This window comes from Lacrimispora sp. 210928-DFI.3.58, assembly GCF_020554865.1.
In the GTDB taxonomy this organism is placed as follows: domain Bacteria; phylum Bacillota; class Clostridia; order Lachnospirales; family Lachnospiraceae; genus Enterocloster.
The window spans coordinates 23,720-44,514 of sequence record NZ_JAJCIC010000025.1 but is presented as its reverse complement, the minus strand read 5'-3'; the positions used below and the strand labels follow the sequence as shown (position 1 = coordinate 44,514).

The window sequence follows — 20,795 nt, the reverse complement described above, 5'->3', positions numbered from 1 at the left end:
TATTAGCACTCATTTTAAATGAGTGCTAATTTTATATTGACATTTTCTGATTCAGGTACTAAAATGTACCTTGTGAACAAACTGTTCGGTCAAAATGTATGTCAGGCAGGAAAGCGAAAGGGCAAGTACGCCGTCATACGGTGAAATGATAAATGATATAAGAAAGAGGCGCATGAATTATGGCAAAGAAAGGCAGTTTATCAATTACAAGCGAGAACATTTTCCCTGTGATCAAAAAGTGGCTGTATTCTGACCACGACATTTTCTACAGAGAGCTTATCAGCAATGGCTGTGACGCGATCACAAAGCTGAAAAAGCTGGAGCTCATGGGCGAATATGAGAAGCCGGAGGATGTGGATTATAAGGTCCAGGTAAGTGTGAACCAGAACGACAAGACCATTACGATCACAGATAACGGCCTGGGCATGACAGAGGAAGAGATCGATAAATACATCAACCAGATCGCATTTTCCGGCGTCCAGGACTTTATGGAGAAGTATAAGGACAAGGCCAACGAGGACCAGATCATCGGTCACTTCGGCCTGGGCTTCTATTCCGCTTTCATGGTAGCCGACAAGGTGACCATCGATTCTCTGTCCTACCAGAAGGATGCAAAGCCTGTGCACTGGGAATCTGAGGGCGGTATTGACTTTGAGATGACAGAAGGGGAGAAGGCTGAGACAGGAACCAGCATCACCCTGTACCTCAACGAGGACAGCACAGAGTTCTGCAACGAGTACAGGGCAAGAGAGGTCATTGAGAAATATTGTGCCTTTATGCCGGTGGAGATCTTCTTAAAGAACGAGACAGCAGAGCCACAGTATGAGACCATAGAGAAGGACGAGCTCACTGAGAAGGACACCGTTGTGGAAACCGTCATTGAGCCGGCTAAGACAGAGGAAAAGGAGAAGGAGGACGGCACAAAGGAGACTGTTGAGGTAGAGCCCTCCAGAGAGAAATATAAGATCTTAAAGCGCCCTGTTGCCTTAAATGACATCCATCCCCTGTGGAACAAGCATCCAAATGAGTGCAGTGAGGAGGAGTACAAGGACTTCTACCGCAAGGTATTCAGAGATTACAAGGAGCCGCTGTTCTGGATCCACCTGAACATGGATTATCCCTTCAACTTAAAGGGAATCCTGTACTTCCCGAAGATCAATATGGAGTACGACAGCCTGGAGGGAACCATCAAGCTGTACAATAATCAGGTATTTATTGCAGATAATATCAAGGAGGTCATTCCGGAGTTCCTGATGCTGTTAAAGGGTGTCATCGACTGCCCGGATCTGCCTCTTAACGTATCAAGAAGCGCCCTTCAGAATGACGGCTTTGTGAAGAAGATATCTGATTACATTACAAAGAAGGTAGCAGACAAGCTCTCCGGCATGTGCAAGACAGACAGGGAAAACTATGAGAAATACTGGGACGATATCGCTCCCTTCATCAAGTTCGGCTACATTAAGGATGAAAAGTTCTCAGAAAAAATGGGCGATTACATCCTGTACAAGAACTTAGAGGGCAAGTATCTGACCCTTCAGGACTGCCTGGATGAGAACAAAGAAAAGCATGAGAATACCATCTTCTACGTGACAGATGAGAAGGAGCAGAGCCAGTATATCAACCTGTTCAAGGAGGAGAACATTGACGCAGTGATCATGCCTGCTGCCATTGACAATCCATTTATCAGCCACGTGGAGCAGAAGAAGGAGGGCGTGAAGTTCCTGCGCATTGACACAGACTTAAATGCCGCCTTCAAGGAAGAGGTAAAGGAGGATGACGAGGAGTTCAAGAAGTCCTCCGAGGAGCTGACAGAGGTATTCAAGAAAGCTTTGAATAATGACAAGCTGGATATCAAGGTGGAGAAAATGAAGTCTGCCGGAGTTGCCTCCATGATCACTGTATCAGAGGAAACACGCCGCATGCAGGATATGATGAAGATGTACAGCATGGGCGGCTCCATGGACATGAGCATGTTCGGAGGTATGGGAGAGACTCTGGTTCTGAATGCCAACCATCCTCTGGTAAAATATGTGCTGGAGAACAAGGAGGGGGAGAACACCCAGGTCATCTGCGAACAGCTCTATGACCTTGCAAGCTTAAGCCACGGCCAGCTGTCACCGGAACGGATGACAAAATTTGTAAGCCGCAGCAATGAGATCATGATGATCATGGCCGGACAGAAGGCAGAATAGATCAGGAAAACAGGTAGTCGGTGCCAAGGGGCCGGGCAGCATTGTCCGGTCCTTTTTACGTTTGGCTGTCCGGAGATATAGGGCAGAAACAGCCTGCTTCCCGCGGGCAACGAGGGTGTTGACTATTTCCAAAGGTTATTATATGCTGGAAGCATCTGTTTACAAAGGATAGGGGGAATACAGAAAATGGAGGGATGGACGATGAAGAAAAATCAGATGAGAAAATATATCACGGCCTTTGCATTGGGAACAGCAGTGTGGATGGCAGGAGCCATGTGTACATGGGCAGATCAGGGAACCCAGGCAGCCGGAGCGCCGGGGACATGGGTGCTGGACGAGAGCGGCCGGTTCTGCCATACAGATGAAAACGGCCAGCTTCAGCACAGCGCCTGGATCGAGGAGGGCGGAAGATGGAAATATGTGGATGAAGAGGGGCATATGATATTGTCTGCCACGAAGACCATTGACGGCATCCAGTATACCTTTGGAGCCGACGGGTTCTGGCTGGAGGGAAAGGAACGCCAGGCAGTGGAGCTGGAATTGGGAAGGATTGAGGGAAAAACATATAGAAACCGCTGGGCGGACATCCGTATGACCTTCCCGGAGGCTGCGGTCATGAAGCTGGGAGACGGCAGTAAGGGCACCTATCCCCTGGCAGGAGGAGAACATGTGGAGGAGGATGATCCGGAGCTGAGCTACCGCATTACACTGGATTTCCTGCAGCCGGAGACCGATATGGACACCTATCTGGGGCAGTTTGCGGCAGAGCAGGGAAAGTATGAGTACAAGATGGACTTTGCAGGCCCCATCTCCATCGGAGGCTATGAGTATAAGGCCTGCAGAACATCCCTGGCCTTCAGCGACGGCACGGCCCACCACTCTGACAAATATGTGAGAATGCTGGATGGAGTGATGCTGGAGCTGCATTTTGACTATTTTGACGAGCTGAGAGCGCAGGCGGACAGCGTGTTTGCAAGTATCTCTCCGGCAGAGTAGGAAGAATTGGGGGCTTAGCAAAGCCGCACCGGCCGTCCTCCCGGCAGCCGCGGAGCAGCATGCCGAAACTGGAGATGAATAGTGATTGCATTTTATGATACATACTGTTATAATAAGTAGTAATTAAAACTACGTGTTAAAATGCACGGATAGAAAAACCGGAGGACATTATTATGACTTATAAGATCATTGGAGACAGCTGCCTTGACCTGACAGAAGAGATGAAAAAGGATCCCAGGTATCAGATGATCCCTCTGACCCTGCAGGTGGGGAATACCCAGGTAGTAGATGATGAGACCTTTGACCAGAAGTCATTTATTCAGTTGGTAAACGCATGTCCGGAGAGTCCGAAGACTGCCTGCCCGTCACCGGAGATTTTTAAGAAGGCATATGAGGAGGCGGAGGCGGAGAGCATTTTTGTTATCACGATCTCTAATCATCTCAGCGGCAGTTACAATTCTGCCCTGCTGGCAAAGAAGCTTTACGAGGAAGAGATGGCGGAGAGCGGAAGGCAGGAAGAGATGAAGAAGGTGGAGGTGATCGATTCCCTTTCCGCATCAGCAGGAGAGCTGAACATTGCCCTGCAGATCCAGTCACTCTGTGAGGCCGGACTTTCCTTTGAGGAGGTCGTGGACAAGACACTTGTATTCAGAGACAGGATGAAGACCTATTTCGTCCTGGAAAGCCTGGAAACTCTCCGCAAGAACGGAAGGCTCTCAGGACTTCAGGCATTTTTTGCCACAGCCCTGAATATCAAGCCGGTGATGGGGGCAGACAGCGGCACCATCATCAAGCTGGACCAGGCAAGGGGCATCAACAAGGGCCTGCAGCGCATGTGTGACATTGCAGTGAAGGAGGCCGGGAATACGGCAGATAAGCGCGCAGTGGTATGTCATGTGAATAATCCCCAGCGTGCGATGTATGTCAAGGGAGAGCTGGAAAAGCGGGCTTCCTTTAAGGAAATCGTTATCACCAACGCCGCAGGAGTGGCAACCGTATACGCCAATGACGGCGGCATCGTACTGGCAATCGGAGAATAGATCGTAACAGTTCAGACGGCGGGGGAATCTATGAAAAAATAGCCGTCAAGCTTGCTTGTAAGGCCATTTTTTCATAGATTTCCACATCGGATGGACATCCGATGCTTCTTGTCCGGCCTAGCCGGGCAAGAAGACCGTCTGAACTGTTACGATAGATCAAAGGAAATATCAGGTTATGAGAGGAAAAAAATGGATGTTGGCAGCGGCCTGCTTTATGGGGCTGCTGCTTGCAGTTATAGCAGGCTTTTTTATCTGGCATGGGTCAAGGACCTCCTATGTGAGCTCGAAGCAGATGGAGCAGGAGGCATTTTTAGGGGAAAATGCCGGAAGCAATGAAAACGGAAGCTTCCAAAACAGAGAGGCGGGAAGAGGCGGGAACGCAGGATCCCCGGAGGGAGAGATCAATCTGGGCGGAAACAAAGGCGCTGAGGGCAGTGAGGATGGCAGCCGTGAGGGGGCAGATGCGCAGCTTTTTGAGAGCCGGGCGGAGGAGACGCTCGAAGAGGATAATGGCCCTATCCGCCTTGTCTTTGCAGGTGATGTCCTTCTCTCAGACCACGTGCTGGCAGCCTATGAGCGGGGCGGAGGCATCCGCGGCGTGGTGGATGAGGGGCTTCAGACAGTGATCGACAGCAGTGACCTGTTCATGGTCAATGAGGAATTTCCCTTCAGCAGCAGAGGAAAGGCGGCGGAGGACAAGCAGTTTACCTTCCGCCTGGCGCCGGAAAAGGTATCCCTGTTCCACGAAATGGGCATCGACATAGTGACCCTTGCAAACAACCATGCCCTGGATTTCGGCACAGATGCCCTGGTGGATACCTGTGATGTTCTGGATGAAGCGGGAATATACCGGGTGGGCGCCGGAAGGGATCTGGAGGAAGCCAGAAAGCCGGTGATCCTTGAGGTAAAGGGCAAAAGGATCGGCTTTTTGGGGGCTTCCAGGGTGATCCCCGTGGGCTCCTGGAATGCAACAGCCACAACGCCGGGCATGCTCACCACCTATGATCCCACCCTTCTTCTGGAGGATATCCGGAAGGTCCGGGAGAGCTGTGATTATGTGGTAGTATATGTGCACTGGGGGATTGAGCGCAGGGACAGGCCGGAGGAGTATCAGAGGGGTCTGGGGAAGCAGTACATTGATGCAGGAGCCGACCTTGTGATCGGCAGCCATCCCCATGTGCTCCAGGGAATGGAATATTATAAGGGAAAGCCCATCGTGTACAGCCTGGGGAATTTCGTGTTCGGGAGCAGCATACCGAAGACCGCCCTCCTGACAGCGGAGTGGGACGGGGAGGAGACCACCCTGTCGCTTACGCCGGGCACCTCCTCTGCCGGATATACAAGGGCGCTGACAGGAGAGCAGGAAAAGCAGGACTTTTACCAGTATATCACCGGTCTCTCCTATGGGGCAGCTGTGTCGGCAGACGGGGTGATCATGCCTGTAAATGAATCGCATGTGCCGGCGCTATAACGTATGACCGTTCCAGAGCCGTGACTGCCAGGTCTGCCTCTCTTTAAAACGCTTTGCAAAGCCGTTCAGCACCTGGCGCTTGTTGGCACTCCAGAGGGGAGCGATGAGAAGGCTCTTGGGGCCGTCGCCTGTGAGCCTGTGGATGGTGATAGAAGGGGGCAGAAGCTCCACACAGTCAATGACAAGGTCAATATAGGAATCCATTGTGAAAACAGGGAAGGGATGGGTTTGGTAGATATCTGCCAGATCCGTCCCTTTTAATATGTGGAGGAGCTGGAGCTTGATCCCATCTATGGGACGTGAGGCCAGATAGGCAGCCGTTTCCCTCATCATGTCCCGGGATTCTCCGGGAAGGCCCAGGATCACATGGACGATCACAGTGATGCCTGCTTCCTTTAGACCGGCAAGGGCAGCCTCAAATACAGGGAGCCCGTAGCCCCTCCGTATAAAACGGGCAGACTCCTCATGGATGGTCTGAAGTCCCAATTCGACCCAGACAGGCTTTATGGCATTTAGTTCCCTTAAGAGGGCGAGAACATCACCATCTAAGCAGTCAGGCCTTGTGCCGATGGAAAGGCCTGCAATATCCGGGTGGAGAATGGCCTGGGTAAACAGGGAGCGCAGATAGGGAACAGGGGCATAGGTGTTGGTAAAGGACTGAAAGTAGGCGATAAAGCCCGGTCCCTCTGACTGGAACGGCATTTTTTTCATCACGCGCTCCTTCGCCGCCCCGATCTGGTCACGGATATCCATGGAGGCCGGAGCAGCAAAGTCGCCGGAGCCGCCTTCGCTGCAGAAAATACAGCCTCTTGTGCCCAGAGTTCCATCGCGGTTAGGGCAGGTCATGCCTCCGTCTAAGGACAGCTTGTATATTTTGCGGCCAAAGGTGGTCTTCAATTCATAATCCAGGGAATGGTAGGGAGTATTGTTCCAGGTCAGGCTCACAGAGAGCGCTCCTTTCTGCAGTGTATGTTATGATCTTACCATTATATCACGTTCTTTCTATTTTTTTTATATCTCATCATAGAATATTGTATTGTAGTTCTCAATGGGTTTGTGATAAACTAATAACAAAGAGGGCGTTGCCCTCTGGACACTAGTTTATCTGTGGAAAAGGAGAGGGAAAATTATGAAGGGAAATGACATGATCGAGCTGCTTAAAAGTGGAAAAGCCGATGCCCTGTTTGCAAAGCTTTACGGGGAATCAGCAGTGAAGGAAAATGTTAGGCGCTACGAAGAGCTGTTAAAGGGGTATGGCAAGACCTTTGGGGAGGATCAGGATGTGCTGCTGTTCTCATCACCCGGACGTACGGAGATCAGCGGAAACCATACGGACCACAATCACGGCAAGGTGTTAGCCGGAAGCATCAACCTGGACTGTGTGGGTGTGGCTGCAAAGAACGGAACGGACAGCGTGCGGATCGTCAGCGAGACATATAACCAGGATTTCACCATCGACTTAAACCATCTGGAGCCCAGCGCAAAAAAAGCCGGGACCATTGATCTGGTAAAGGGACTGCTGAAGGGCTTTACGGAGGCAGGCTACCTGGTGGGCGGTTTTAATGCCTATATCACCAGCAATGTGATCAGTGCAGCGGGCGTCAGCTCCTCCGCAGCCTTTGAGATGCTTCTCTGCTCCATGTTAAATACCTTCTTTAATGAGGGACGTATGGACACCGTGGCCTATGCCCACATTGGCAAATACTCCGAGAACCATTACTGGGATAAGGCATCCGGCCTGCTGGATCAGATGGCCTGCGCAGTAGGCGGACTGATCACCATTGATTTTGTAGATCCCCAGGCTCCTGCAGTGGAGAAGATTGATTTTGATTTCGGCTCCCAGGACCACAGCCTGATCATTGTACAGACGGGAAAGGGACATGCGGACTTAAGCGCAGATTACTCCTCTGTTCCGAATGAGATGAAGAAGGTAGCACAGTTCTTTGGAAAAGAGGTGCTGGCCCAGATCACAGAGAAGGATGTGATCGATCACCTTTCTGAGGTGAGAGCATTTGCAGGAGACCGCTCCGTGCTCCGCGCCCTTCATTTCTTTGAGGAGAATAAGAGGGTAGAGGCAGAGGTAAAAGCATTAAAGGAGAACGATTTTGCTTCCTTCCTCACAAATATCACTGCTTCCGGCAACTCCTCCTGGAAATGGCTCCAGAACTGCTTTACCAACTCAAGCTACCAGGAGCAGGGCATTACTGTGACCCTGGCTCTCACAGAGATGTTCATTGCCGAGAAAAAGAGAGGTGCCTGCCGTGTTCATGGAGGCGGATTTGCCGGGGTTATCATGGCAATGCTGCCAAATGACCTGGTAGACGAATACATAGAGTATATTGAAAAGGCTACCGGAAAGGACAGCGCTTACAGGATGAGCATCCGCCCCTACGGCGCCGTATGCATCAATGATCTGCTTTGATCTATATACTTGACCGATAAAACAGGGATGCTTCCCATCAGCCCGCCATGTCAGGCAGCTGTGTGCAGCATCCCTGTTTTTTTATCTCTCCGTAGTGCTTCTGCGCAGCAGGACGGGAGTTATGATCTTGTGGATCGGCTCCTTCAGGGGGACGGGGCGCCTTTTCTTGCGCTCATTCATCTGCTCCACCAGAAGACTCACTGCCTCGTGGGCGATCCTGTCGATCTGCTGTCCCACAGTGCTGATGGGGATCACAGACTCGGTGGAGATGGGGGAGTTGTCAAAGCCCACAATAAGGTAATCTTCAGGCAGAGTACCGTATTTCTGGAACAAAAGATTTAAAAGGATATTGGCATGAGTGTCATTGGAGACAAAGATGCCCTTTTTGAGACCGGGATAATTCTCACTGATCTCCTTCAGGGCCTCTCCCAGCTTGTTTCTGGCCTCCTCATAGGTATTGCCGAAGCTCTTGTATATGATCTGGTGCTTTAAATGCTTTTCCTCACAGATATCCAGAAAGCCCTGTATCCTTCCATAGGCAGGAACCTCCGGTGCGGTGGGAGAATTGATGTGTATCAGGATATCACAGTCATGTTTTGCCAGAAGGCTGGTGGCCTGGATGGCGCCCATGTAATTGTCTGTGTTGACGCTGCATACGTACCTGTCTTCCCTCTCAATGGTGACAATGGGAAGCTGGAGCTCTGCCAGCTCCTTGGAGGGAATGGTATGGCTTAAGATGATCAGGCCCTCGATCTTGTAGGCCATAAGCTCCTTGATATACTGACGTTCGATATCCCCGTTTTCATTGCCGATGAAAACAAGGAATTTGTAGCCGTATTCCGCATAGGTGGACAAGATCTGGTTCAGCATCTCGGAGTAATAGTTGTTGAACAGATCAGGAATGATGATGCCCACAAATTCGGTCTTGCCGTTTGCCAGAATGCGGGCCACCTTATTTTCCTTGTAATTGAGTTCCTTCAGCGCATTGGCAATGATCTCCTGGTTCTCCAGGGTAAGAGAATCCGGGTTATTAAAGTACCTGGATATGGTGGTCTTTGAAAAATTCGTGTACTGTGCAATATCGCTGAAGGTCGGATTCTTTTTCTGTGCCATGTAAATCACATCCTTTTGCCGCCTGCAGAAGGCTGCTCCTGAAATTTCGAATTATGACAAGTATAGCACAAAGACGAAAAGAAAAACAGTAAGTAATGGGTTAAGTAACCGGTTTTGTAACATGTGCATAAAGATGGCCTATCAAAAACATGCATATGTTACAAAATTAAGATTGCCTTATTGACGCACAGTTGACAATATGGTAATATAAAGACATGTAAAGTAACCGGTTACTTTACCGATAACGTAACCGATTATAAAAATGAGACGAGGCTATATCAAGGAGGAAAGGATGCATGAAAAGGAAGAGATTGACGAGAGTCACAGCGCTGGCACTGACGGCGCTTCTGTTGCCCGCCGCGCTGACAGGGTGCAGATTTGGTTTTGCCAGTGATCCGGATGATCCGAATGAGGTGAAGACGGAGATACCGATCAATATGTCTGTGGATACCTTTGCATACGATGAAAGCCTGAAGGGAACCAGCATCACCCTTCTGAATTCAAAGGCTGAGATCCAGGTGGCACTGAATAAGATGAGTGAAGTATTTGAGGAAAGGTCAGGAGTACATGTGGAGGTCATGCCGGTCACAGATGGTGATTCTCCCTACACAAAGGTAGTAAGCCTTTACAACTCTGGAAATCCCCCTACGCTGTCCATCCTTGATACGACGGACGTGATCGCCCTTGCAGAGGAAAAGGCAGAGGATCTGACAGCGGAGCCATGGACAGCAGAGGCAGAGGAGTATCTGACAAGAGTGAATGACAAGGTGTACAGCCTTCCTCTCTGTATCGAGGGACGCGGCATCATATACCACAAGGCCGTGATCGAGGATACCCTGGGAAGAGAGTTTGATCCCGCCTCCATCAAGACCTTAAGTGATTTCAAGGGGATCCTGGAGGAGCTCCGGGCGGCAGGCATGGAGCGTCCCATCTCCCTGGCAAAGGAGGACTGGTCCTTAGGAGCCCATCACCTGCAGTACGCTTATGAGCTCTACGACGGAACCTCAGAGGGAGCTCAGGAGGTGATTGGGAAGATCAAGGCAGGAACCCTGGATCTCAGTACATATGACAGGCTTTCCCAGTTTCTGGATATGTTCGATGTGCTGAAGGAGTACAATGTGGCAAAGGCCGATCCCCTGGGAGCTGACTATGACGAGATGGCCATTGACCTGGCTGACGGCAAGACGGCCTTCTGGTTCAACGGCAACTGGGCATGGCCCAACCTGGAGGAGGCAGGTGCGGATACACAGGACGAATACGGCTTCCTTCCATATTTTGTGAGCGATGACGAGAGTGACTTTGCAAACAGCAATATCCAGGGATCCCCTTCCAAGCAGGTCATGATGGACGGGCAGATCGCAACGGATAAGCAGAAGGCCGCTGCAAAGGAGTTCTTAAACTGGATGGTATACAGCGAAATCGGACAGCAGATGGTGGTAAACAGCTGCAGCATCATTCCGCCATTTCAAAATAACCCATATGAGCCGGCAGATCCTTTGAGCCGCGATATTTACGAGAAGGTCCACTCTGGCAATGCATTTAACGCCTCAGCCATTGTTCCCAACGACCACTGGTCCATACTGGGAGCATCCATGCAGAAGTATCTGGCAGGAAGATGCGACAGGGCAGAGCTGATCAGGGAAATCGAAGCTTATTGGGCAGAACAGAAATAGGAGAGGTTCGGATTATGAAGTCAAAAAATAATGGAAAAGATTTCTGTATGTTTGCATTACCGGGAATGTTCTGCTTCTTTGCAGTTGTGATAATTCCCTTTGTTTACGGCGTTTATCTTACCCTGACAGACTGGAACGGAGTCTCCAAGGTAAAGAATTTTATTGGATTTGAAAATTTTGGAGGCGTTGTGCGCGACAGCCAGTTCTGGACTTCCTTAGGACTGACCTTCCAGTACGTGATCGCAGTGGTGATCCTGGTAAATGTCCTTGCCTTCGGCATTGCCTATCTCCTCACAAGAGGCATTAAGGGACAGGATTTCTTCCGGGCAGGCTTCTTTACCCCCAACCTGATCGGAGGTATCGTCCTGGGCTATATCTGGCAGTTCGTATTCTCCAGAGCCTTTGTCAGCATCGGAGAGGCCACTGGCTGGGAACTGTTTGCGGCCTCCTGGCTCTCCACGCCGGGCAAGGCATTTGCCGCCCTGGTGCTGGTGTCTGTGTGGCAGCTGTCAGGTTATATGATCCTGATCTACGTGGCGGGCTTTATGGGCCTCAGCGAGGATGTGATGGAGGCAGCCAGCATTGACGGAGCTGCCGGCTGGGTGAAATTAAAGAATATCATAATGCCTCTTATGATGTCATCCGTTACAATCTGCCTTTTCCTTACCCTGTCAAGGGCATTCATGGTCTACGATGTGAACCTGTCCCTGACAGCAGGAGGCCCCTACGGCTCCACACAGATGGCGGCCATGCATGTGTATGAGAAGGCCTTTACCTCCAGACAGTTCGGTGTAGGCCAGGCAGAAGCCCTCATCTTATTTATTGTTGTTGCATGTATCAGCGGTATCCAGGTATATCTGACAAAGAGACAGGAGGTAGAAGCATAATGAAGCAGACAACGGTTGGAGGAAATAAGCGGAAGGTGACAAACGCCCTTTTTATCGGATTACTGGTCATTGTTTTTATTGCCTATATGTTTCCCTTTCTGATGGTGGTCATCAATTCCCTAAAGCAGAAGCGGGATATCATCAAGAGCCCCTTTTCCTGGCTGTTCACCATCAAGGGACTGTCCTTTGACAACTTTGTGAAGGCATTTACACAGATGGACTTCTTAAATGCCTTTAAGAATTCCCTGATCGTGACAGGCTGTGCCACTGTGCTGGTAACCCTTTTGGCATCCATGCTGGCATACTATATTGTGCGCCACAGCAACATGATCTCCAATATCACCTTTGCGTTGATGGTAGCCTCCATGATCATCCCCTTCCAGGCCATCATGATCCCATTGGTGAGCATCTACGGCGGCACGCTGAACGTATTGAACCACAGGATCACTCTGATCTTCATGCATACAGGCTTTTCCATGGCAATGTCCGTGTTCATGTTCCACGGCTTTATCCGGGGGAATGTGCCGATTGCTTTGGAGGAGGCCAGCTGCATTGACGGCTGTACCCACGCGGAGACATTTTTTAAGATCGTGCTTCCTCTTTTGAAGCCCATTATCTCCACCATGGTGATCTTAAACTCCCTGGCCTTCTGGAATGACTTCCTGCTGCCATCCCTGGTGCTGACAGACAAGAAGCTTCTGACGCTGCCTCTTTCTACCTACAGTTTTTACGGGACATATTCCGCAGACTATGGTACAATCATGGCAGGGCTGCTGCTGTGCGTGATCCCGATCCTCATTCTGTATATCGTGCTCCAGAAGCAGATCATCGGAGGTGTGGTTGCCGGTGCAGTAAAGTAGTTAACTTATACCGCCTATGGGCGGCAAGACTTTTCGTATAAGGAATGCATGAAATATGACAGTGAATAAGATACATGTAAAAGCCCCGGGGGGCTGGATGAATGATCCGAACGGCTTCATATATTATAAAGGAGAATATCATTTGTTTTACCAATATTTCCCATATGATACACGGTGGGGGACCATGCGCTGGGGCCATGCAGTGAGCAGGGACCTGGTGGTCTGGGAGCACAGAGGAGTTGCCCTTTTCCCCACTATTTGCGAGGATCAGAACGGCTGCTTCTCAGGAAGCGCCCTGGAGTATGATGGGAAAATGTATCTGTTTTATACGGGAGTACACTATCATAAGCCCGATCCGAAGGACATCCACCATTGTCTGGATGAACAGTTTGACTCTGCCCAGCTCATGCTGTGCTCAGAGGACGGGAAGCATTTTGATAATTTTAAAGGGAAGCAGGTTATTATCCCGCCCATAGAGGATAAGCGTGTGGGAGACAGGACACATACCAGGGATCCGAAGGTGTGGCGTGGAAGAAACGGCTGGTACCTGGTCTTAGGAAGCACGACAGAGGATGGCAGAGGAAAGCTCTTATTCTACAAGAGCAATGACCTGGCCAGCTGGAGCTATGTAAACAGCGTATCCCATGAGCCCCACTGGGGCTGGATGTGGGAATGCCCGGAATACCTGGAGACAGAGGGCGGGAATGTGCTGCTGCTCTCCTCCATGGGCATCATAAAGGATGGAAAGAGGGAGGAGAATCAGATCATCTGTGCGGCAGTGGACTTTGAGGAGAAGGGCTGTGTCATGAGTCTGCCGGATACCTTCCAGTACGCAGATCATGGACTGGATCTTTATGCCACCCAGAGCATAAAGGATGAGGAAGGACGGCAGATCATGGTTGCCTGGCTGCGTATGCCGGAGGCTGTGGACGGGGAATGGATCGGCATGCTCTGTATGCCGCGGGTGATCGAGGTGAAGGAAGGCTTTGTCTATTTCAGGCCCCATCCCAATGTGGAAAGCCGCTACACAAGACAGATCACAGCACCCTCGGAGGCCGATGAGGCCGGCTACCGGGTAAGCCTTGATATGGAGGAGGGAGAGCGCCTGGATATAGGCGGTTATCAGATCTTCCGGGAAGGAAACAGGATCCATACGGACAGAAGCGCCGTGTTCGGCGGCCATAAGGAATACAGGCTTGCCTTTGAGACCCCGGAGCTGAGATCAGGCTGTCATCTGGATATTTATGTCAGCTCCAATATCGTCGAGGTATTTATCAATCAGGGAGAATATGTGATCAGCAATGCGGTCTACGGTTTGACCGGAAAGCTGCAGTTTGATTCCATGGAAAGGCTGAGGCTCTGCACCCTGGAGTCTTAAACAGGATCAGACAGATCAAATATCAAATAAGCGCCTGCGCTGTCCACGGACAAAAGAGTCCGGGGCAGTGCAGGCGCTTGTTGGTTTCGCTGGATATCAGCTGTTCTTGTGATAGGATTCCAGGAGCTGGTTCTTCATATGCCACAGCTCATTGGACAGGTCCACATGGACCTCGTGAGGGTTCATCAGACGCTTGGACTCATCCCACAGGGTATCCAGCTCCCTCTTGCAGTAGGCCTGGATATCCATTACCTTCGGGGACTTATATACGCAGGTTCCATTTAAGAATACAGGAACAAGGAGCTCCCTCACGGTGTAGCTTCCCGGAGCCAGCAGGGTCTTTTTCCAGGTCTCAATGGGATCAAAGAGAAGCAGGGAGTTGTTGGTATCAAACTTCTCGCCGACTAAGCAGATCAGGTCAGCGATGATCTTTCCTGTGGCCTTGTCGTATATACGCTGGATGGTCTTGTTGCCTGGGTTGGTGATCTTTTCTGCATTTTCAGAGAGCTTGATCTTTGGGATAAACTTTCCGCTTGCCTTGTCCTTTATAGCAGCCAGCTTGTAGACGCCGCCAAAGGAGGGGCAGTCCTTTGAGGTGATAAGATTGGTTCCCACACCCCAGGAGTTGATGGTGGCTCCCTGCATCTTCAGGCTGTCGATCAGGTATTCATCCAGATCATTGGAGGCAGAGATGACAGCATCGGAGAACCCGGCCTCATCCAGCATCTTTTTGGCCTTTTTGGAGAGGTAAGCTAAGTCGCCGCTGTCTAAGCGGATGCCGTAAAAGGTAAGAGGGATGTCGGCCTCCCGCATTTCCGTAAATACCTTGATGGCATTGGGGATGCCGGAGTTTAAGGTGTCATAGGTGTCTACTAACAGAATGCAGGCAGTGGGATACAGCTTTGCATAGGTGCGGAAGGCAGTGAGCTCATCGGGAAAGCTCATGATCCAGCTGTGGGCATGGGTTCCCTTTACAGGCACATCGAACATTTTGCCGCAGAGCACATTGGAGGTGCCGATGCAGCCTGCGATCATGGCAGCCCTTGCGCCGTAGGTGCCTGCGTCCGGTCCCTGGGCACGCCGGAGTCCGAACTCCATGACACCGTCCCCCTTGGCAGCATGGACAATGCGCTCTGTCTTCGTGGCGATCAGGCTCTGGTGGTTGATGATATTTAAGAGAGCCGTCTCGATGAGCTGGGCCTGCATGATGGGAGCGATGACCTTTACAATGGGCTCCCTGGGGAAGATCACAGTGCCCTCAGGAATGGCATAGATATCACCGGTGAATTTGAACTCATGGAGATATTCCAGGAAATCTTCCTCAAAGAGATGGAGGCCTCTCAAATATTCGATGTCGCTGTCATCGAAATGCAGGTCACGGATATATTCGATGGCCTGTTCAAGACCTGCGCAGATGGAAAAGCCGTTGCCGTGTGGATTAGTGCGGAAAAACGCGTCAAAGATCACGGTTTCGTTGGCGTCCTTTTCCTTAAAATAGCCCTGCATCATAGTGAGCTCGTACAGGTCAGTGAGTAACGTGAGATTTCTTTGGTCCATGATAGTTCCTCCTAGTTGTGAGCACTTAGCGAGGTGGCTCGTTTTATTGACAGAAGTATAGCATAGATTTTACAAAAGGCAAATAGGTTGATAAAAAAATAACGAGTCCATTGCCTGCCTGACAGGAGGGGCATCTTTGAAGGACAGCCTTTATTGATAATACTTTCATATGGAAGAATAAAAGAACTTTACGCAGGAAAAAACAGAAAATTACGGTAAACCATTTAGAAAAAAAGGAAAACCAGAAATCGCTTGTGTTTTGAAAATCAGGATGCTATAATCCACCTAACATACAGAGCAGGAGAACAAAGAGGTCTCAGCCGGAAGGCGAGGGGCCTCTTTTGTTTACGAAGCCGGATTGTCCTGTATGAAGCTGAGAATGAGGAGGAAATGATTATGAAAAAGAAATGGTTGTCAGTAGCTCTCACCGCGGCAATGACCGCAGGACTTCTTGCAGGGTGCGGTTCCTCTGCACAGCAGGCGGCTGCAGGAGGCAGCACGACGGCTGCAGCAGCTGCCGGATCCACTGAGGCTGCATCCGCCGCCGGGGAAACCGCAGCCACCGAGGCCGCTCCTGCCGGGGCAGCAGGAGAGGAGGATAAGGTCATTAAGATCGGTGTGATCTGTTCCCTGACAGGTGGTTCCGCCATCTACGGCGAGGGCGCACAGAACGCTGTTACCATGGCGGCAGAGGAGATCAACGCATCGGATCCGGAGTACAAGATCGAGATCGTCAACAACGGAAAGCTGATGGATGATGCAACAGATGCAAAGCAGGCGATCAATGCCTATAATGGCCTGATGGCCCAGGGACCGGAGGCGATCGTTGGCTGCTTCTTCTCCTCTGTTACCTTACCGATTGCAGAACAGGCGTCAAAGGACGGCATGCTCCTGCTGGCAACAGGCGCTACCAACAAGGATGTCACCTTAAAGGGCGACGCCATTTTCCGGAACTGCTTTATTGACCCCTATCAGGGCAAGATGGCTGCACAGTTTGCAAAGGAGCAGGGCTGGACTAAGGCTGCTGTGATCTATGCAAAGGATGACGATTACTCCAACGGCCTGAAGGATGCATTCATTGAAAATGCAGAGGCCAACGGCATTGAGGTGGTTTATACAGGTGAGTGCACCACAAAGGATACCGACTTTTCCGCTCAGGCCTCCCAGGTGGTTGCCAACGGAGCAGACTTCCTGTTCTATCCCTGCTTCTTAGACACCGTACCGCTGTTAGTAGGTGCAGCCAGAAATGCCGGCTTTGAGGGAGCGATCATGGGCGGCGATGGCTGGGACGGCTCCGATACCTCCGGCCTGGAGGCTGAGTTTGCAAACTGCTATTTCACCAACCACTATTCTTCTGAGGACACGGCTCCTGCAGTTGCCAACTTCGTATCCAAATATACAGAGACCTACGGAACAGAGAGCTTAAATGCCTGCGCAGCGCTGTACTATGATGCCATTTACATGCTGGAGGAGGCTGCAAAGAACGGCGGCGGCAGCGATACGGCCTCCCTTATAAAGGGCATGACCGGAATGACCTTCACCGGCGTGGGCGGAACCTTTACTCTGGATGCCAACGGTGATCCTGAGAAATCCGTAGCCATCAACACCTACGAGGATGGACAGGTAAAATGGATGATGACCCTTTCTCCTACCGGTGCAAAGGAATAATGAACGTTGTGATCATGAAATAAGAAGCTGACAGATGTGCATAGAAGTCTTCTCAATCGGCTGATATGCACATCTTGTCTTTTCCTGAAAGGATTTTGCTTATGACATTCTCGCTTTTCATTCAGAATCTGATAAATGGACTGAACCAGGGCGCCATCTATGCGCTGATCGCCCTGGGCTACACCATGGTTTATGGTATCATCCGAATGATCAACTTTGCCCATGGTGATTTTATCATGATCGGCGCATATACCTTATTCTATACCATACCGCTGATGGCAAACGCAGGAATGCCGGTATGGCTTTCTGTATTTCTGGCAGTGGTGGTATGCTCCCTTGTGGGCGTGCTGGTAGAGACAGTGGCCTACAAGCCGGTGCGGAAGGCCGGCTCCATGTCGGCGCTGATCACTGCCATGGCCATGAGCCTGTTTTTGGAGAACCTGGCTATGGTGCTGTTCGGAGCAAAGCCGCACAATGTGCCGAAGATATTTTCCCTGCCTGCCGTAAAGGTCATGGGAGTGACGCTGCCCATGAACGTGCTGCTGTCTATTATCATCGGTTTGGTGATGATGGTCTCCCTGCAGCTTTTCATCAAGAAGACAAAGCTTGGAAAGGCCATGCGGGCAGTGCCCCAGGACAGGGATGCCTCCGTCCTGACAGGCATCAACGTAAACAGGATCATCACCATCACCTTTGCCATCGGCTCCGGCCTGGCGGCAGTGGCAGCGCTGATGTACTGTGCCAATTATCCCCGCGTCACCAATGACATGGGCTCCATGATGGGTTTAAAGGCGTTTATCGCCGCTGTGCTGGGCGGGATCGGCATTATTCCGGGAGCCATGCTGGGCGGTGTCCTGGTAGGTTTGGTGGAGATCTTTGTGAAGCTGTTTGCACCGGGCTGGTATGAGGCAGTGACCTATAGCCTGCTGATCGTGATCCTGCTCGTAAAACCCTCCGGCATTCTGGGCAAGAATGTGGGAGAGAAAGTCTGATGGAGGTGGAATACAATGAAAAAGGCTTATAAAATATCCTACCTCCTGAATGTACTGGGGGTACTGGCGATATTCCTTCTGTTTGTCTTCCTGTTTGAGACACAGATATTCGGCACAAAAACACAGTATATCAAGGGAATCTGCACAACTGCCTGCTATACGATCATCATGGTGGCCTCTCTGAATCTGATCGTGGGCTGCATGGGAGAATTTTCCTTAGGCCATGCAGGTTTTGTATCTGTGGGAGCCTATGCCTCCGCCATTGTGTCGGGTGCGCTGGCAGGGAAGGGTCTTCCGGACCTGGGACTGCTGCTGTTGGCTCTGCTGGCCGGGGGACTTGCCTCAGCGGCGGCGGGAGTGCTGGTGGGTATTCCGGCCCTGCGCCTGCGGGGGGACTATTTGGCCATTGTTACCGTGGCTTTTGCCGAGATCATCCGCGTAGCTTTCTGCAACTTCGAGATCACCGGAGGCGGAAAGACGATGAGCGGCATCCTGAAGCTGGCGGATTTCTACTGGTGCTACTGGATCATGGTGGTGTGCGTGACTGTGATGTATATGTATGTGAGGAGCCGGTACGGGCGCACCGTAAAGGCCATCCGGGAGGATTATATTGCAGCGGCCTCCTCCGGCATCAATGTGACCTACTACAAGGTGCTGACCTTTGCGGTGGCAGCATTTTTTGCAGGGATCGGCGGCGGTATCTATGCCCACTATATGACAGCCATGATCCCCACCAATTTCAACTTTATGTACTCCGCAGAGCTTCTGTCCGAGGTCATTATCGGCGGAACGGGCTCCCTCACGGGCTCCATTCTCGGTGCGGCCTTTCTGTCCTCCCTGCCGGAGATGATGCGGCAGTTCTCCCAGTACAGAATGCTGGCCTACTCGGTGGTGCTGGTGCTGGTAATGATCTTTAAACCGGGCGGTATCTTCGGCTCCTGGGAGTTTTCCCTGTCGCGGCTTCTGAAGGCAGGGACCGGGAAGGCGTCTGTGAGGAAAGAAACGCCAAAACAGGCAGACAGCCAGGGAAAGGCAGGTGTATGACATGGCAGGAACAGAAAAGGAAAAAGTACCTGTCTTACGGGCACAGAATCTGGGGATCCAGTTCGGCGGCTTAAAGGCCGTGGACAGCTTTAATATGGAGATCGGAGAGTCGGAGCTGGTGGGTCTCATCGGGCCAAACGGCGCCGGTAAGACCACGGTATTCAATCTGATCACGGGTGTGTATAAGCCCACCGAGGGCTCCTTTTACCTGAATGGGGAATGCATGAACGGAAAGAAGACCCATCAGATCGTCCAGGCAGGCATTGCCAGAACCTTTCAGAATATCAGGCTGTTTAAGAAAATGTCTGTGATCGACAATGTGAAGGCGGCCATGCAGCAGGATCTGACCTACAAGCTGCCCCATGCGATCCTGCGCACCCCTCTGTACTGGAGGGAGGAGGAAAAGCTGACAGAGCGGGCCAGGGAGCTCCTTGATATCGTCCATCTGTCCGGCAAGGAGGACTACGATGCAGCGAATCTCCCCTACGGGCAGCAGCGCCGCTTAGAGATCGCCAGGGCATTGGCAACGGATATGAAGCTGCTTTTGTTAGATGAGCCTGCGGCAGGCATGAATCCTACGGAGACAGAGGAGCTGTTAGAGATCATCAACTATATCCGTGACCAGTTTAAGATATCCGTGCTTTTGATCGAGCATGACATGAGCCTAGTGATGAAGATCTGCCAGAGGATCCAGGTGCTGGATTTCGGCACCACCATTGCCTCCGGCACACCGGAGGAGATCGCAAATAACCCAAAGGTAATCGAGGCATACCTGGGCAAGGAGGACGAGGAGGTGCAGGCCAATGCTTGAGATCAATCATCTGGAGGTGTCCTATGGCGCAGTCCATGCCATCCACGGTGTCTCCCTGAAGGTAAATGACGGGGAGATCGTGTCCCTCATCGGTGCCAACGGCGCAGGAAAGACCACGATCCTTCGGACCATTTCGGGGCTGAAAAAGGCGGACAGCGGGGAGATACGCTTTGACGGGGCAGATTTGAGAAAAACGGAGCCCAGCAGGATCATTAACCTGAAGCTGGCCCATGTGCCGGAGGGGCGCCACATTTTTGCACAGATGACAGTGGAGGAAAACCTGGAAATGGGGGCCTTTGCAGACGGAAGCGGCATGGAGGCTGCCATGGCAGATGTGTATGAGCGTTTCCCAAGGCTTCGGGAGCGGCGCAGGCAGCTGGCGGGCACTCTCTCCGGCGGTGAGCAGCAGATGCTGGCAGTAGGCCGGGCCCTGATGTCAAAGCCGAAGATGATCCTGATGGATGAGCCGTCCATGGGCTTGTCTCCTCTGTTGGTAAAGGAAATATTTTCCATTATTAAGGAAGTAAATAAAAAGGGGATCACCATCCTTCTGGTGGAGCAGAACGCGAAAATGGCCTTGGCCATCTCCAACAGGGCCTATGTGCTGGAGACAGGAAGGATCTCCATCGAGGGAAGCGCAAAGGAGCTTTTGGATGATGCCCGTGTGAAAAAGGCCTATCTGGGACAATAG

Annotated in this window: 17 protein-coding genes; 14 read left to right on the top strand and 3 right to left on the bottom strand. The window is 51.2% G+C overall.

Translation table 11 applies throughout. The annotated features are described in order from the left end of the window. Positions 1–179 precede the first annotated feature (179 nt). The 4 genes from htpG to LIZ87_RS15045 all read left to right on the top strand — a co-directional run bounded on the left by htpG (position 180) and on the right by LIZ87_RS15045 (position 5,699). Complete coding sequence (gene htpG / locus LIZ87_RS15060; RefSeq protein WP_227148176.1) at positions 180–2,192, top strand: molecular chaperone HtpG; 2,013 nt, start codon at positions 180–182, stop codon at positions 2,190–2,192. 201 nt (positions 2,193–2,393) lie between these two features. After that, positions 2,394–3,188 carry a hypothetical protein gene (locus tag LIZ87_RS15055; RefSeq protein ID WP_178316080.1) on the top strand — a complete coding sequence of 265 codons (795 nt, stop codon included), beginning with the start codon at positions 2,394–2,396 and terminating at the stop codon, positions 3,186–3,188. A 173-nt stretch (positions 3,189–3,361) separates the two neighbouring features. Continuing rightward, entirely contained in the window at positions 3,362–4,228 is an 867-nt protein-coding gene (locus LIZ87_RS15050) for a DegV family protein (protein ID WP_178316079.1), read from the top strand. A gap of 175 nt (positions 4,229–4,403) precedes the next feature. Continuing rightward, positions 4,404–5,699, top strand: a complete 1,296-nt coding sequence (locus tag LIZ87_RS15045) for a CapA family protein (RefSeq protein WP_178316740.1) — start codon at positions 4,404–4,406, stop codon at positions 5,697–5,699. On the opposite strand, the gene LIZ87_RS15040 is transcribed toward LIZ87_RS15045, so the two are convergent. Further along, positions 5,694–6,638: a TIGR01212 family radical SAM protein gene (locus tag LIZ87_RS15040; RefSeq protein ID WP_178316747.1), complete on the bottom strand. Its 945-nt coding sequence runs from the start codon at positions 6,636–6,638 to the stop codon at positions 5,694–5,696. The two genes, LIZ87_RS15045 and LIZ87_RS15040, sit on opposite strands and share 6 nt — an antisense overlap. 190 nt (positions 6,639–6,828) lie before the next feature. On the opposite strand from LIZ87_RS15040, the gene LIZ87_RS15035 reads away from it, so the two are divergent. After that, on the top strand, positions 6,829–8,121 hold the full coding sequence (locus tag LIZ87_RS15035) for a galactokinase (protein WP_178316741.1): 1,293 nt from the start codon (positions 6,829–6,831) through the stop codon (positions 8,119–8,121). Between the two features lie 81 nt (positions 8,122–8,202). Here the strand turns inward: LIZ87_RS15035 and LIZ87_RS15030 are convergent, their stop codons facing one another. Then, positions 8,203–9,234 carry a LacI family DNA-binding transcriptional regulator gene (locus LIZ87_RS15030; protein WP_178316742.1) on the bottom strand — a complete coding sequence of 344 codons (1,032 nt, stop codon included), beginning with the start codon at positions 9,232–9,234 and terminating at the stop codon, positions 8,203–8,205. Between the two features lie 296 nt (positions 9,235–9,530). Between LIZ87_RS15030 and LIZ87_RS15025 the strand changes: the two genes are divergently transcribed. Genes LIZ87_RS15025 through LIZ87_RS15010 form a run of 4 tightly spaced genes read left to right on the top strand, consistent with a single transcriptional unit; the run spans position 9,531 to position 14,032 of the window. Beyond that, the gene (locus LIZ87_RS15025; RefSeq protein ID WP_178316743.1) at positions 9,531–10,907 is read left to right on the top strand and encodes an ABC transporter substrate-binding protein; all 1,377 of its coding nucleotides are present in this window, start codon (positions 9,531–9,533) and stop codon (positions 10,905–10,907) included. Between the two features lie 14 nt (positions 10,908–10,921). Then, on the top strand, positions 10,922–11,794 hold the full coding sequence (locus LIZ87_RS15020; protein WP_227148175.1) for a carbohydrate ABC transporter permease: 873 nt from the start codon (positions 10,922–10,924) through the stop codon (positions 11,792–11,794). Then, complete coding sequence (locus LIZ87_RS15015; protein ID WP_178316745.1) at positions 11,794–12,654, top strand: carbohydrate ABC transporter permease; 861 nt, start codon at positions 11,794–11,796, stop codon at positions 12,652–12,654. Before LIZ87_RS15020 ends, LIZ87_RS15015 begins: the two co-directional genes overlap by 1 nt. Positions 12,655–12,709: 55 nt before the next feature. After that, complete coding sequence (locus LIZ87_RS15010) at positions 12,710–14,032, top strand: glycoside hydrolase family 32 protein (RefSeq protein WP_227148174.1); 1,323 nt, start codon at positions 12,710–12,712, stop codon at positions 14,030–14,032. A 96-nt stretch (positions 14,033–14,128) separates the two neighbouring features. Here LIZ87_RS15010 and LIZ87_RS15005 read toward each other — a convergent pair whose 3' ends face one another. Continuing rightward, the gene (locus LIZ87_RS15005) at positions 14,129–15,589 is read right to left on the bottom strand and encodes a nicotinate phosphoribosyltransferase (RefSeq protein ID WP_178317348.1); all 1,461 of its coding nucleotides are present in this window, start codon (positions 15,587–15,589) and stop codon (positions 14,129–14,131) included. Positions 15,590–15,985: 396 nt separating this feature from the next. Between LIZ87_RS15005 and LIZ87_RS15000 the strand changes: the two genes are divergently transcribed. From LIZ87_RS15000 to LIZ87_RS14980, 5 genes are all read left to right on the top strand, one after another. Further along, complete coding sequence (locus LIZ87_RS15000; RefSeq protein WP_178317349.1) at positions 15,986–17,257, top strand: ABC transporter substrate-binding protein; 1,272 nt, start codon at positions 15,986–15,988, stop codon at positions 17,255–17,257. 101 nt (positions 17,258–17,358) lie between these two features. Then, the gene (locus LIZ87_RS14995; protein ID WP_227148173.1) at positions 17,359–18,249 is read left to right on the top strand and encodes a branched-chain amino acid ABC transporter permease; all 891 of its coding nucleotides are present in this window, start codon (positions 17,359–17,361) and stop codon (positions 18,247–18,249) included. Positions 18,250–18,264: 15 nt separating this feature from the next. Continuing rightward, positions 18,265–19,293, top strand: a complete 1,029-nt coding sequence (locus LIZ87_RS14990; protein WP_227148172.1) for a branched-chain amino acid ABC transporter permease — start codon at positions 18,265–18,267, stop codon at positions 19,291–19,293. Between the two features lies 1 nt (position 19,294). After that, complete coding sequence (locus tag LIZ87_RS14985) at positions 19,295–20,104, top strand: ABC transporter ATP-binding protein (protein WP_178316175.1); 810 nt, start codon at positions 19,295–19,297, stop codon at positions 20,102–20,104. Further along, complete coding sequence (locus LIZ87_RS14980; RefSeq protein ID WP_227148171.1) at positions 20,097–20,795, top strand: ABC transporter ATP-binding protein; 699 nt, start codon at positions 20,097–20,099, stop codon at positions 20,793–20,795. The genes LIZ87_RS14985 and LIZ87_RS14980 overlap by 8 nt, the downstream gene beginning before the upstream one ends.

Bases quoted from the DNA above. Each gene is read 5' to 3' on its own strand.
- htpG (WP_227148176.1), top strand. From the start codon at position 180: ATGGCAAAGAAAGGCAGTTTATCAATTACAAGCGAGAACATTTTCCCT.
- LIZ87_RS15020 (WP_227148175.1), top strand. From the start codon at position 10,922: ATGAAGTCAAAAAATAATGGAAAAGATTTCTGTATGTTTGCATTACCG.
- LIZ87_RS15010 (WP_227148174.1), top strand. From the start codon at position 12,710: ATGACAGTGAATAAGATACATGTAAAAGCCCCGGGGGGCTGGATGAAT.
- LIZ87_RS15000 (WP_178317349.1), top strand. From the start codon at position 15,986: ATGAAAAAGAAATGGTTGTCAGTAGCTCTCACCGCGGCAATGACCGCA.
- LIZ87_RS15055 (WP_178316080.1), top strand. From the start codon at position 2,394: ATGAAGAAAAATCAGATGAGAAAATATATCACGGCCTTTGCATTGGGA.
- LIZ87_RS15025 (WP_178316743.1), top strand. From the start codon at position 9,531: ATGAAAAGGAAGAGATTGACGAGAGTCACAGCGCTGGCACTGACGGCG.
- LIZ87_RS15015 (WP_178316745.1), top strand. From the start codon at position 11,794: ATGAAGCAGACAACGGTTGGAGGAAATAAGCGGAAGGTGACAAACGCC.
- LIZ87_RS15050 (WP_178316079.1), top strand. From the start codon at position 3,362: ATGACTTATAAGATCATTGGAGACAGCTGCCTTGACCTGACAGAAGAG.
- LIZ87_RS15045 (WP_178316740.1), top strand. From the start codon at position 4,404: ATGAGAGGAAAAAAATGGATGTTGGCAGCGGCCTGCTTTATGGGGCTG.
- LIZ87_RS15005 (WP_178317348.1), bottom strand. From the start codon at position 15,589: ATGGACCAAAGAAATCTCACGTTACTCACTGACCTGTACGAGCTCACT.
- LIZ87_RS14995 (WP_227148173.1), top strand. From the start codon at position 17,359: ATGACATTCTCGCTTTTCATTCAGAATCTGATAAATGGACTGAACCAG.
- LIZ87_RS15035 (WP_178316741.1), top strand. From the start codon at position 6,829: ATGAAGGGAAATGACATGATCGAGCTGCTTAAAAGTGGAAAAGCCGAT.
- LIZ87_RS14980 (WP_227148171.1), top strand. From the start codon at position 20,097: ATGCTTGAGATCAATCATCTGGAGGTGTCCTATGGCGCAGTCCATGCC.
- LIZ87_RS14985 (WP_178316175.1), top strand. From the start codon at position 19,295: ATGGCAGGAACAGAAAAGGAAAAAGTACCTGTCTTACGGGCACAGAAT.
- LIZ87_RS15030 (WP_178316742.1), bottom strand. From the start codon at position 9,234: ATGGCACAGAAAAAGAATCCGACCTTCAGCGATATTGCACAGTACACG.
- LIZ87_RS14990 (WP_227148172.1), top strand. From the start codon at position 18,265: ATGAAAAAGGCTTATAAAATATCCTACCTCCTGAATGTACTGGGGGTA.